General features: G+C 64.7%; 8 protein-coding genes. 2 read left to right on the forward strand and 6 right to left on the reverse strand.

All coding sequences use genetic code 11. The features are described 5' to 3' along the window. Nucleotides 1-19: 19 nt before the first annotated feature. The 4 genes from ABD774_RS20830 to ABD774_RS20845 form a co-directional block, all read right to left on the reverse strand. Nucleotides 20-958: a hypothetical protein gene (locus ABD774_RS20830; RefSeq protein ID WP_345045525.1), complete on the reverse strand. Its 939-nt coding sequence runs from the start codon at nt 956-958 to the stop codon at nt 20-22. A gap of 41 nt (nt 959-999) precedes the next feature. Continuing rightward, entirely contained in the window at nt 1000-1656 is a 657-nt protein-coding gene (locus tag ABD774_RS20835; protein ID WP_345045528.1) for a hypothetical protein, read from the reverse strand. A 431-nt stretch (nt 1657-2087) separates the two neighbouring features. Further along, nucleotides 2088-3791 (reverse strand): hypothetical protein, encoded by a 1704-nt coding sequence (locus tag ABD774_RS20840; RefSeq protein WP_345045530.1) that lies wholly within the window; start codon nt 3789-3791, stop codon nt 2088-2090. Between the two features lie 457 nt (nt 3792-4248). Then, nucleotides 4249-4851: a GNAT family N-acetyltransferase gene (locus tag ABD774_RS20845; protein ID WP_345045533.1), complete on the reverse strand. Its 603-nt coding sequence runs from the start codon at nt 4849-4851 to the stop codon at nt 4249-4251. A gap of 478 nt (nt 4852-5329) precedes the next feature. On the opposite strand from ABD774_RS20845, the gene ABD774_RS20850 reads away from it, so the two are divergent. After that, the gene (locus ABD774_RS20850; RefSeq protein WP_345045543.1) at nt 5330-7393 is read left to right on the forward strand and encodes a KAP family NTPase; all 2064 of its coding nucleotides are present in this window, start codon (nt 5330-5332) and stop codon (nt 7391-7393) included. Nucleotides 7394-7590: 197 nt separating this feature from the next. Then, complete coding sequence (locus ABD774_RS20855) at nt 7591-8157, forward strand: hypothetical protein (protein WP_345045536.1); 567 nt, start codon at nt 7591-7593, stop codon at nt 8155-8157. Nucleotides 8158-8257: 100 nt separating this feature from the next. Here the strand turns inward: ABD774_RS20855 and ABD774_RS20860 are convergent, their stop codons facing one another. Beyond that, entirely contained in the window at nt 8258-10057 is a 1800-nt protein-coding gene (locus ABD774_RS20860) for an ATP-dependent nuclease (protein WP_345045538.1), read from the reverse strand. 364 nt (nt 10058-10421) lie between these two features. Next, the gene (locus ABD774_RS20865) at nt 10422-11318 is read right to left on the reverse strand and encodes a restriction endonuclease (protein ID WP_345045540.1); all 897 of its coding nucleotides are present in this window, start codon (nt 11316-11318) and stop codon (nt 10422-10424) included. Nucleotides 11319-11614: the final 296 nt, after the last annotated feature.

Here is an 11614-nt window from a genome sequence, read left to right on the forward strand (position 1 = left end):
ACCGAGCCTCTCGCCGCCATCAGCGCCTGACCCGACAACGAAGGATCACCGAACCGGAGATCACCGGACCGATACACCACTCCCGCGGACTTGACCCCCCGACTACACCCTCAATTCTGAAGAGCCGCATAAGACGAAGACAGTGCTCGGCTGCGGTCTCGACGAGGTGGAGTCGGTCGACGAGAAGGGTGACACCGCTCTCATCAAGAGACTCGGGACCGCCATCGAGGGCGTCAAGCACTCCGTCAGCGGCCATCCATGCCGCGGAACGTGAGGCCTTGGATGCCTGTTCCACCTCGGACCGAGCGGCGAAGTTCGCGGGAAGGAACGTCACAATCGGCATGGCATCGAAGATCTCGCGAGCCTGGATCCACACAGGCAGGTTGACGGCGAGGGCGTTTGCGGATACTTCGATGGCGGGTTCGTCACGTCCTTCGATGTATATCTCGAAGGCTTCGATCGCGGGCAACAACTGCTGGACCGAGATGAGCGCCTGAAAGCAGGGGTTGATCTGCCCTAACTCCAGCGCCTGCAACCAAACTCTGGCCGTGCGAACGTTAAGCTCGCTTCGGAGTGCACGGAGGCCGTTGCTGCCAAAGTAGGCCTCCGCCCGCTGCCAGGCCGGCATGCTGAACGGGTCGTCGGCGATGGGTGTGGGCGCCGCCTCTCGCAGGGGAAGCCTGGTCGCACGGTGGTAGGCGAGCGCCGCTTCGCAGCCACGGTCGAAGGAGAGCGCGATCACCGAGGCAGCGACCACCTCATCGCGGTCGATAGGTTCATCGTCGACGACGTAGTGCTCGTGAACCCCGTCCCACTCCAAGTCCTCGTGCGCTTCGCCGTTGCGCATACTTACGAGCACGGCGTCCTCGGCGATCCGTCGCGCGAGGCTCCCGCTGGCCAGCATCGCGTCGCGGACCCGGGTCAACACGGGTGGCGCCGACCAAGTCCCGATCTGCATGCACCGCAGCGCCCAGCCGAATTGACGCACCGGCCCCTCAACTAGGCGCCTGTAAATGTCGGCGGTCGCCAGTGCGCGGGTCTCAGCATCGTCTGACGCTGCAGCACTTGTAATCGTTCGCAGCAGCCGACGGCGGGCCTGGTGCCGTCCTCGCTCGCGCTGCCGGAAGTAGCCCAAGACCTGATCAGTACCCAGCCGGGTTTGAGGTCGCCGATGTCGTCCACCGGCTCCTCGTCCAGGCCGAACAGCTGGCTGAGGCTGATTTCGGTGTCGACGGGTAGACCGCGCGGCCACTCCTCGCAGGTGCGCCATAGTTCCAACGGGCGCGGCGGCTCAGTTCCGTCTTCAAGCGAAGTAGCAGCCCGCGCGAGCCCCGTGTCTACGGCTTGCAGAATCCGTTGGGCGATATCACGGTCGAACGGCGCGAAGGGTTCCAGCGCGTAAAGTACGGACAGCGCGCTGCCGCGGGAGGCGACCACTGACTCGACGTGCTTGCTGAGGCTGCCGAAGGACGTGTCACTCGGAAAGTGCTCGAGCCCGGTGGCGAGTTCGCGTAGCCGCTCGACCAGTCCGTCGGAGTACCAGCCCCATAGGCCGGCTTCGATGGGCAGCGTGTGGCTGGCACGCAGGAGCTGTGCTCCCTCGCACGCCTCACGGAGTGGCTGGGCGAGCCTCTCGCGGGCGCCACGGGGAAGCATCACCCCACCCCATGGGCAGGTAGCCGCCCTCAGTGCGGGCAAGGCCGAGTCTCACCATGCATTCTAAGTACCCGGCAACTGCGACATCCCGGCGGGAACTGTCGGGCGCCCGCCAGCCCCGTCGCCACGCTTCGTGCGATGCATGCTGAGGGCCCCGACGTGAATGGCTCTAGGTGCTCCGTAGCGGTAACCGGTCCCGCTGTAGGACCGTCTCCCAGTTGGACGTCCCATCTGGTGGAGTGCTTCGATTGCCGTTCGGCTCGGGACCCGGTGCTGTCCCGTTGGCCCCTACGGCCGCTGTGTGCCCCACGGTAGGCCGCAGTGCTCATAGAAGTCGGCACTTCACTGGCCGCGGCAGGTTCGGAGGCGCTGCCCGAATTGATCCTCGGCGCGAACCGGCGGTGCAGCGCACTTACTGCCGCTGCGCCGGGTTAGACAAGCTTGCCGTCGTCGGGGGTACTCCAGATCTCCCTGAACGACGTGCCGCTCCGAAGTCCATCGAGCGTGACCCGTCGACGACGATTGCTGGCTACTAGAAGGTCTGCGACGGGGCGACTCTCGGCGATGCTGCGGATCGAATGATCCAATCCGGCGCGCACGACGAACCGCGAGAAGTCTCGGACGGATTGAACGCTTTCCAGGGCAACGGGGTTGCCGTGCATGAGGCCGTTGCGGCAGCGGCTTAACCGGCCCATGAGCACACTAGTTTCCGCTTTGAACGAGGCGAGCAGCCGGGACGCCGCGTCTGCGTCTCCGATGCTCGCGAGCAAGGTCTCGGCGCGGGCGCGGTCGAACAGGCCAGGGCAGGCCGCAATCAACTGGTCGCGGATTTCGAATGCCGCGACAAAGCTAAGGCTTCGGCGCCCTGACGGGAAGCTGACCACTCGGTGGAAGATCGCGTCCCCTCCTCCACCGACCCCTGACAGACATCGCTCGACGGCCCATGCAAGGTTCTGGTGGTATCGGGCCAGCGCCCAATCCGCCGCCAGTTCCGACATGAATGCATCGCTGTCCATCCCTGAATACGCCGCCAGCCGTTCGACTGCGGCGACCTGCAGCACGATGACCGTCTGTTCCGCGATCGTTGCCGTCCCGTTGAGCGCGTTCTCCCGTGAGTCAATCTGTCCCGCCTCTCCAATGAGCCGCAAGGCTTCGGCTACATCCGCGGGCAGACGGCCGGTCGAGAGTAGACCCGCGAGCTCTGCCCTGTAGTCCGCGAGGGCGTCCGCGAACCCGTTCATCCCGTAGTGGTCCGGCTCGGTGAACAACGGCTCGTCGCCGGTACCAATCGAGTACGTGCTCACCTCACCATCCACCACGAGACAGGAGAATCCAGCCCGACGCCAGGAAGGAGCACCGGTACGGATGGCCACGAGGCCGACCAGCGAGCGGACCTGCGCTACAGCTTCCTCCTCCCAGCCGAAGGGGGGACGATGCCCCAGGTCGACCCGAGCGAGCACCTCGTGGCGAGGACCGGCGTTCGGATCGAGGGTGCCCCGACCGTGGTCGTGTGCAATGACGCGGGTAAGTTCGTCGCGGTACCGAAACTCCTGCCATGGCGGTGCCAAAGCGTTCGAGATGCACCAGTCGGCGTCGAACAATGTGGCCGGGCCGATCTCCAGCACGAATTCCGGCAGGCGCGCCGCGGCGAATGTCAGCCACGCAACGCAGTGGCCTGCCGCCGCAGGTTCCCGCAGCAACGGGTCAGCGGCCTCAAGGCGTTGGGCGTCCGTCCAGTCCGGCGGCACTGCATCCGGGTCACGAGCCAACGTCGCTGCGGAGGGGCTCAGTACGTCGGCCAGCCGTCGGAACCGCTCCCCCGGGTCCACACCCGCGCCGACCAGCATTGCGTTCAGCAGTGCGATGCGGGGCTCGATCACGGTGATGTCCGGACGATCCGTACGCGCGGCTTCCGCCAGATCCTGCCAGGCTGCGACACGCAGCGGAGGGGACTGTAGCCGGGCCTTGGCTTGATGTGACACCACACGGAGCCGAGCGACATCCGCATCGCGATCAACTCTTGGGCCGACAGCGACCTGGTTTAGTGCACCCGTGAGTGCGTCGGCGAAAGGCTGGAACTGTCCCTGAAACGCTTCCCCGCACACCGACAGCCCGGCCTCGACATCCGCTCTCATGGATCGCGCGTTGTCTCGCCGTGCCCACGCCGAGAACGGCGCCCGGTCGGCCCAGTCGCAAACCTCCGCGGAAACCGAATACAGAGTGAACGAGGGCGGCTTCCCGAACCCTCCTGGCAGCGCGGCCGCGAGTGATGCACGCCACGAGCCGTCGTTACCCGGACGAAATCGCACAAGAGGCTCCTAGATACACGGCGGGCCGGGCGGCTCAGGCGAGTCGCCCGAGTTGGGCGGCGCCGTCCTAAAATATCTCCTCGCGTCCAGCGCGGTGGTGATCTCCGACCGAGCCCTATCGTTGCGGCGGTGGCTGTCACGGATGGCGGCGTTGAGCACGCCCAGCAGTGGCTGGGCCAGGTCACCTCGGCGGTGGTCACCGGCACGTACGCCGATCGTCTCCTGGAACACCCGTCCCAGGCCGGAGAGATTGGCGGCCAGACCCAGCGTCGTATATCGGCGATCAGCGAGCAGGTTCCCCGCGGTGCTCAACCCACTCGCTAGCGAGGATGGACATGACGTGCGCGTCGATCCACTCTTCGTCGAATAGCAGCGCCTGGCGCTTCACGCCCTCGTCGACGAAGCCGGCCTTCTCATATACATGACGACCACGCGGGTTGAAGTCGTAGACCTCCAGCTCGACACGGTTGAGCCCCTGGTCCTCGAATGCGTGCCGCATGGTGAGTCGTGTCGCCTCCGTGCCCAACCCCTTGCCACGAGCCCCAGAGATCCAGATCCGGAAGCCACAAGACCGATTGGCCGAGTCAAGGCCATTGAGTACCGACTCGCCCACGACGTTGCCCGACGACTTTTCGACAATCACCCAGACGATGCGGTCGTCAGCTGTCGTCCAGCGCGAGTAGACATCCTCAAGGTCGGCGACGCTCCATCTCTGCTGTAGGGCCTCGGTCGTGGAGTGTATTGCCCCAGTGAGCCTGGCCATCTCGAGGTCGGCCATGCCGGCATGGAGCACGGGCACGTCAGCAACCGTCACCGGTCGAAGCAGCACCAACTCGCCCTCGACCGACGGCTTGCGGCGGAAGTCCAGCGCCTGCACAGATGCCATGTCGCCAGTCTTTCAACAAGCCAGTGGCCAAAGCCAACAACTCTCGTCCCAGCGGGGCTCCCATATGTCGCGGTGTCGGCGACGTCCAACAGGAGTTGTCTCACGTGACGATCCGCTACTGGTGACGGATCGGTCGGTCCGCCAGGACTTGAGCTCTCCCGGCGCAGATCACGAGAATTCGGCATCGGTAGGCGAGTCATCGCGATTAGTGCCACCTCTTGACGGCCGATTGCCGCCGATCCGTAGTAAGGCATCTATTCGGAGTGTGAGTGACCGACCTGCTTATCGACCCGGCCGCCGCAGGCGTCGCAGCCCGGACTAGTGCGGTGACAGCGAAACGTCGGCGCTTGGTAGCGTCTGACGTGTGACCGCGCCCGAACAGGAGCACCAGCCGATTCGCTGCGCGGTGCCACCGCGGAAGAGTTGGCGAGACGATCCAATCACGACCACCGACGAAGACACGCTTCGTCGAGCGCCGGTGGCACACCGGGCTGCCCGCTTGATCGATGAGAACCACTCTACGGAGTCCAGCGTTGTCTACGGGCTCGAGGGCCCCTGGGGCAGCGGCAAATCCTCAGTAATAGCGATGATTACGACCTACCTCACGGAGTTCGAAAACAGCAGGTGGCAAGTTGTTCCGTTCACTCCGTGGGCTACGTCGGGGACTGAAGGACTGCTCTCAGAGTTCTTCGCGGCTCTCGCCACTGTTATCCCCGAACCAGGCAGCAAGAAGGATCTCCGGGGTCTGATCTCTTCCTACGCCGACATTGCCCGACCACTCGCAGCCTTGATACCAGTCGCTGGGGCTGCCGTCGTCGAGGCGACCCGAGCACTTGAGACACGTCTCGCGAAGCCCTGGAATGTCGCGTTCGATGAAATTGCAGCGGAACTACGGACCCTCGGCGTTCCGGTTCTCGTCGTTGTTGACGATATCGATCGTCTCCAGCCCCGTGAGTTGCTCGACCTTCTTAAGGTGGTACGCCTTCTTGGCCGCTTTCCTGGTGTCGACTTCCTCTTGGCCTACGACGAGCAAACTCTCATCGAGACATTGCAGAATCCCGGTCAGGCGAGCGTCTCGAAGGCCAGAGCCCGAGCGTTCATGGAGAAAATTGTCCAGTATCCGCTGAGCATCCCGCCCCTCCTCACCGGACAGATCGTGCGGATGTTGAATGCTGGGCTGACGGAGATCGTGACACCTGAGCGCGTTGAAACAGGTTTCGACAAGCACCGGTTCGGCGACATCATCTTGTCAACCATGCCCTCCCAACTAGCCACGCCGCGCGCCATCGAGCGCTTCCTCGCCCAAGTGCGTGAACAGTTCCGAGTTCATGACCTCAGCGAGATGAACGATGTTGACCTCATCTTGGCCGTCTTCCTCAAGGTGCAGTTCCCCGACGTCTTCGCCGGGCTCCAGTCGTGGAAGGTCGAACTAACGCGATCGACCCCTTCGTTCGTGAGTTTCGCCCAACGCGAGGACAAACAGCCGGAGTGGGACCGCTTAGTTGGCGTACTGGACCGCGACGAGGACCGCCGAGATGCCCTTGCTGTACTCGCCGCCCTCTTTCCGGCGGTCCGCGGTCCGAACCCCTTGCGCGCCGGGGCAGGACGCTTTGCGCACCCTGACTACTTCGACCGGTACCTCGCCCAGGCGATCCCCGAAGGCGACATCCCCGATGCCGTCGTAACCCGAGCAATCGAGAAGGCCGCCGCCGGCGAGAGCACCGACTTACGCGCGCTCGTCTCCGCCGAGGACGACGCTCAGGTGACATTGGTCTTGAGTAAGCTTCGTGCGCGATACCCGGACATACGCGAAGTGCCCCACCACGAGGGTCCCACCGGTCCAGTCACACTCGAACTGCTGACCGCCGGCATGACTCTTGTCGATGAGGCGGAAGACCGCTTGGACTCGTGGACATCCACAGGACTCCAACTAACACGTTGGACAGCCATATTGCTCCGGCGCCTGCTCGACGCCGACCCGGCTTCCGACGTCGACCGAGCATTGACCGCATGCTCCAATGTCCACCGGCGCGCCCACGTGATCTCGACGGCGATGCGCGAGGTGCACGGCCTCAAAGAGGAAACTCAACGGGCCCTTTGTGAATCCCTGCAGCGAGAGGCGCGCCGACTGCTGCCGTTCCTGCTGGCTGACCTTCGCCAGGGAGACCAGTCGACGGGTGAGTCAGGCAGCAGCTTCCTCTACGGACTCGTCGCTGAGTCACCGGCTCTGGCTGAGCTCCAGGCCCAGATCGCGACCGGGCTCGCGACCCAAGAGTTCACTCTCGAGGATGTTGCAGCCAGGTTCGTCGGCCTGGCGTACGTGATCGGTGGATCAGGGCGTCCGTCAAGCGCGTCGTTCGCAGGAGACCTCTTCACCAAGATTACCGGGGTCGAGGCACGTTCCGGCGAGCGCAGGGACATGGGCGAATGGCCCGATAGCAGTTGGCCCCGCCGCAAGGAGTTGGCGGCACAGTTCGTCACGCCTGGTGTGCCGATAGCGACGCCAGGCAAGGCGAACGCTGTTGAATCCCCTGACCGGTAGCGGCCGGTCCGGAGAGGGGATTCTCAGACGGGACAAGCGCGCGGATCGCGGCATGAGCGGAAGCCGGAACCTGGCGGGCCTGCAGTTGCGGGCCGGGCCCGTGCCGGGGAGGCGTCTCCCGCGTGGAAACAAGAGGGCTATGCCGTCACGGGCGAGTCTTCTCGGCCAACGACGTCCCGCGCTGTATGTATTTGGATATGACTGACTCCGCAGACGCGTACTTCGACAACGTCGACATATCGTTCTACGGGTTGCTCGACCCAGTAACGCGTCTCGAGGGTCTCGACATAGAGATCGAGATTGACCCCCGTCAGTATCCGAGCGTTCCCGCGATCGTCGGAGAGATCCGGAATGCATTGGCAGCCGGCGGCGTGCATGATTGCGTGGTTATAGAACGTCGCCGCACGGAGTTCGATTGGGGCGCCTCGGGGGTAGGCGAGGCGATCGTCGTTGGAATTGCCACCGCCTACCTCGCTGACGCGATCAAGGCCGTCGTGGAGCGTCTGGTCACTCACCGGGGCGGGGATGGCGTCATGAGCGAAGCCGAGGCTGAACAGCACGTACGCCAGCGACTCGCGGTTCGGTATGACTTGGACGCAACGCAGTTGGAACTCGTCACCGTCGCCACATCCGAGGGGTCGGTCGAAGTAACGTTGGCGCACCCAGATGGAGCGCCCGTCTATCGCGCGACGGTCGTCGGGTCCGGGATAGGTGCCCGGGCTACTCGTCTTGAGAGGATTGCCCGGCCGGACCGTGGACTATAGACACCGCCGTCGAGCGAACTAAACGGGCTCATCGGAGTTTCGGGTGGGTGAGTCCTCCTCCGACGAGGAGAAATCCCCCACCTTGACAGGCCGTTCCACATCAGAACGGGGGCTCGTCCGTGCCCCACGGGTCGGGGTCGTACGAGTTCCCCGGACTGCCAACCGAGAGGCCTTCCGATCCGTCCTCGTGCGAGCCATCGACTGGCCCTTCGCCGCGGATGGCTCGGATGAGCGCGTCGATCCGGTCGCCGGCGTTGCCCGCAGAGTTGAAGTCGGCGAGCCGTTGGGCGGCGTACCTCGCGCGGAGCGGCTTGGACTCGCCCACGGACGAGACGGCCTCTTCGTGGAGGCGTGTCCACTCGTCGCCGAAGAGAGCCTTCATCCCGCCCTCAAAGTTCGGGTCGAGGGTGGCGTAGCCGTCACCGACGTAGAGGGGCTCGCCCAAGATCGTCGCGGCCTCCGCTGGGTCTCCCTCGCGGCCCAGCGCCCTGGCGATATCTAACCGTTTGGTAAGCAGCTGCGGGTCGCTGCCCTTGTCGGAGTCGGTGTCGAACACGCAGAAGCACTCGATGCCTAGGGCGGTGTAGAGCCGGTGCCACTTGGCGACGTTGCCGATGCCCTCGACTGGGACCACGGCGATGCCCTCCCTGAGCACGTCGAGCCCGCGGGCCCTGAGCAGCTCGGGCAGCGCCAAGGACTCGGTCCGCCCCTCGACCAGTACGCAGCGCCTCGCGAAGAGGCCGCTGACAATCTCCGTAGTGGCGCCAGCCGCGTAGAACGGCCCGACTGTCTCGGGCTGCGTCCTCTCCGGGTCCGCGCCCCGCTCGAGAAGGCTTGCCGTCAAGGCGTCGAGGGATCTCTGCACCACCCGGGTCGCACCGTCCTCGCCCTTGCTAACCATCACCAGATTCTCGGGCCTGGCCAGGTCGACGAAATGCGGCGAGTGGGTTGTCACCACCACCTGGAGCCCGGGGGCCGCCAGGCGGTTCAGCCGCGTCGCCAGCCACTGCTGCGCGAGCGGGTGGAGGTTGGCCTCCGGCTCATCAATCACAAGCACCGTGCCCTCCGCCTGCCCGTAAGCCATCGCGTAGGCGTAGGCAAACGCAAGCGCAAGCACCTGCGACTGGCCAGTGCCGAGCTCGTCGAAACTTCTCACCTCCCCTTCGAGAGTTGGGTGGATCCGGAGCGAGCGGAAGAAGTTGCTCGGGTCGTAGGCGCTGAAGTCGACGTCCAGCCTGTAGGGCAGGTTCTGCCCGAACTCCTCGGCCGTCTCCGCGAGCATCTCCTTGAACTTGGCGAACTCCGGCACAGCCCCGAACTCCTTGAGCAGGCCACCGAAGATAGCGGCGAGCTGCGTCTTCCGTTCTGGATCGTGGAGCAGGCGCTCGTGGAACCGGTGCATGAGCTTGGAAAGCATTGTGTACTTGCTCGCGTAGCTCAGTTGGTAGTCCAGCCTGCGGTCGGCGTCGAGAACGGCGGCCGAGAGCGCCGACCGCATGACGTTGTTCGGCCAGGACTTTCCGCAATAGGCGTTGCTGCACGTGAAGCGGTACTTGACTGGATTGCCGTCCTGCCCAGTGTCCTGAGTGTCGTAGACCCAACTGAAGTACTCGACCGCGCCTCCCGAGCAGTAGGGGCACGCGATGCCAGACACCACCGCGCCCACCTCGACCGCGATACCGTCGCTATCCCGCCCGTGGAAATCGTGGTCCTCTAGCTGGCGCGTCCCGGGCCAGTAGTCGCCGAATAGAAAGTCCAGGGCGCGGGTGACGTTGCTCTTGCCGGCGTTGTTTTCACCAAGCAGCACCAACGCACCGCTCTCAGGGAAGCGAATGGTCACCCTCTCGTCCCCGATGGAGCGCAGGTTCTTTACGTTCAACTTCTCGATCCGTGGCGGCATCGCTGCTCCTCTTGGCTTAGGCGCACCAGTCTCCCCCATCCGGAAGGCAATCGGCCGCAATTGAGGTCGGCAGTCAGCAGTCACTACCTTCGGCAGCCCTGCGGCGTCATTCTGGGTGGAAGGCAGCAGGCCCTCCAATCGCCCACGTAGCAACGTTCCGTTCGAGGAAGCCTCACCGAGACACCGTCCGGCGTCAGTTCTGACTCGGTCTCCGCTTCGCCGAGGTTGTCCAGCAAGACCCGCCCGTGAAGAGGCCCGGTGACGGGGCGTCAACCGGCGACCCTCGATAGGTGACCGAACTGAAGATCGGTTACGCCCGCGTCTCTACCAACGCACTGGTCTGGAAGCGCTCGGCGTCCCGGCACTATCTCTTGGTGTGCGGGACACCACGTAATGCTGCCCGCTCATCTTGCGTCATCTGCGCGAACACGCGCATGCGGCTGAGCGGCGTCTGCTTCCCCTGCATGGCGATCTTCGACATCTCGTTGGCTGCCTCGACCCGCATTGTCCCGGTTCTCAGCGTGAACAGGGCGACGTCACCCTCGTCCGCAACCCGGACAGCGCCCGGCGAGTAGCCGGAGGTAGAGAAGAACAGCGCGAGCTTACCGGCACGCGCGGCGACTTCGGCGAAGTAGGTGATCTCCGCCGGCGGCACCCTGGCAGCCCAGTGCTTGACTTGCGCGACCGCGTAGTGAGACTCGACGTCGATTCCGCCGTCACCGCTGAGCCGAGTCACCGCAGCGTCCCTGGCGCCGAACTGGCGCATCACTTTCGCGGCGAGCCGCTCGACCTGACTGAACGTCCACACCGTGTCCTCGCGCGCGACCCCCTCGGCGCCCGGCCAACGGGACTGCGCACGTAGCCATGCGTCCTCTCTGCTGGCGGCCGACATGCCGATCTCGACGAACCGGGCCTGCCTCGCGGCGGTCGACGGGTCACCCCAGGACCTCTTGGTAGCCATGAAGCACATGACGGCGAAACCAAGGAGGATGAGTCCTCCGAGCACGAGCCCTGTGTCTGCATCTGCCGCTCCCATGAGAAGCCCAGACAGGCCGCCCAGCGCACTAGCGACACAGGTCAGTGCCGCCATCGGTGCGAACCAGTCCGCGCCGCTGATGGACCGCGCCTCTCTCCCGAGCTCGGCCTCGACCTTGACCTGGTAGTCGGCAAACCGCAGATGGTGGCGAGCGTTGTCGGAGGCAATCCTGCGGCCGATCATCTCAGCCCTCGGAGACCGCATCGCAGAGATATCCGCTGCCACCTGGTGCGCCTCTCCTTCTTCCGTTCCAGGATCGTATCGGTGATATATCGCCGGTCCGCCCGAAACGGCGTCGGCGCTTCTGGCTTCCGGGTGAAGGTGCGCAGCAGGCGGTACTTCGGCGCGCGGATCGAGTTGAGCCGAGGGCCAACTGCTGAGCCACGCTCCCGCTTGCAAGCGGACATGCCAACCTCCCTGTAGGCGGACACGTACTTCCCTGTTGACGGACAGCTGATCTCCCTGTCTGTGGCCATGGACCGAGTCGTGTCGGTCCCGACGTAGGCGTCCCTCCGGGGATT

The organism is Georgenia daeguensis, assembly GCF_039537705.1.
Taxonomy (GTDB): Bacteria; Actinomycetota; Actinomycetes; order Actinomycetales; family Actinomycetaceae; genus Georgenia; species Georgenia daeguensis.

Coding starts and splice junctions, on each gene's coding strand:
- ABD774_RS20830 (WP_345045525.1), bottom strand. CDS start 958: ATGCAGATCGGGACTTGGTCGGCGCCACCCGTGTTGACCCGGGTCCGC.
- ABD774_RS20840 (WP_345045530.1), bottom strand. CDS start 3,791: ATGAGAGCGGATGTCGAGGCCGGGCTGTCGGTGTGCGGGGAAGCGTTT.
- ABD774_RS20835 (WP_345045528.1), bottom strand. CDS start 1,656: ATGCTTCCCCGTGGCGCCCGCGAGAGGCTCGCCCAGCCACTCCGTGAG.
- ABD774_RS20855 (WP_345045536.1), top strand. CDS start 7,591: ATGACTGACTCCGCAGACGCGTACTTCGACAACGTCGACATATCGTTC.
- ABD774_RS20860 (WP_345045538.1), bottom strand. CDS start 10,057: ATGCCGCCACGGATCGAGAAGTTGAACGTAAAGAACCTGCGCTCCATC.
- ABD774_RS20845 (WP_345045533.1), bottom strand. CDS start 4,851: ATGGCATCTGTGCAGGCGCTGGACTTCCGCCGCAAGCCGTCGGTCGAG.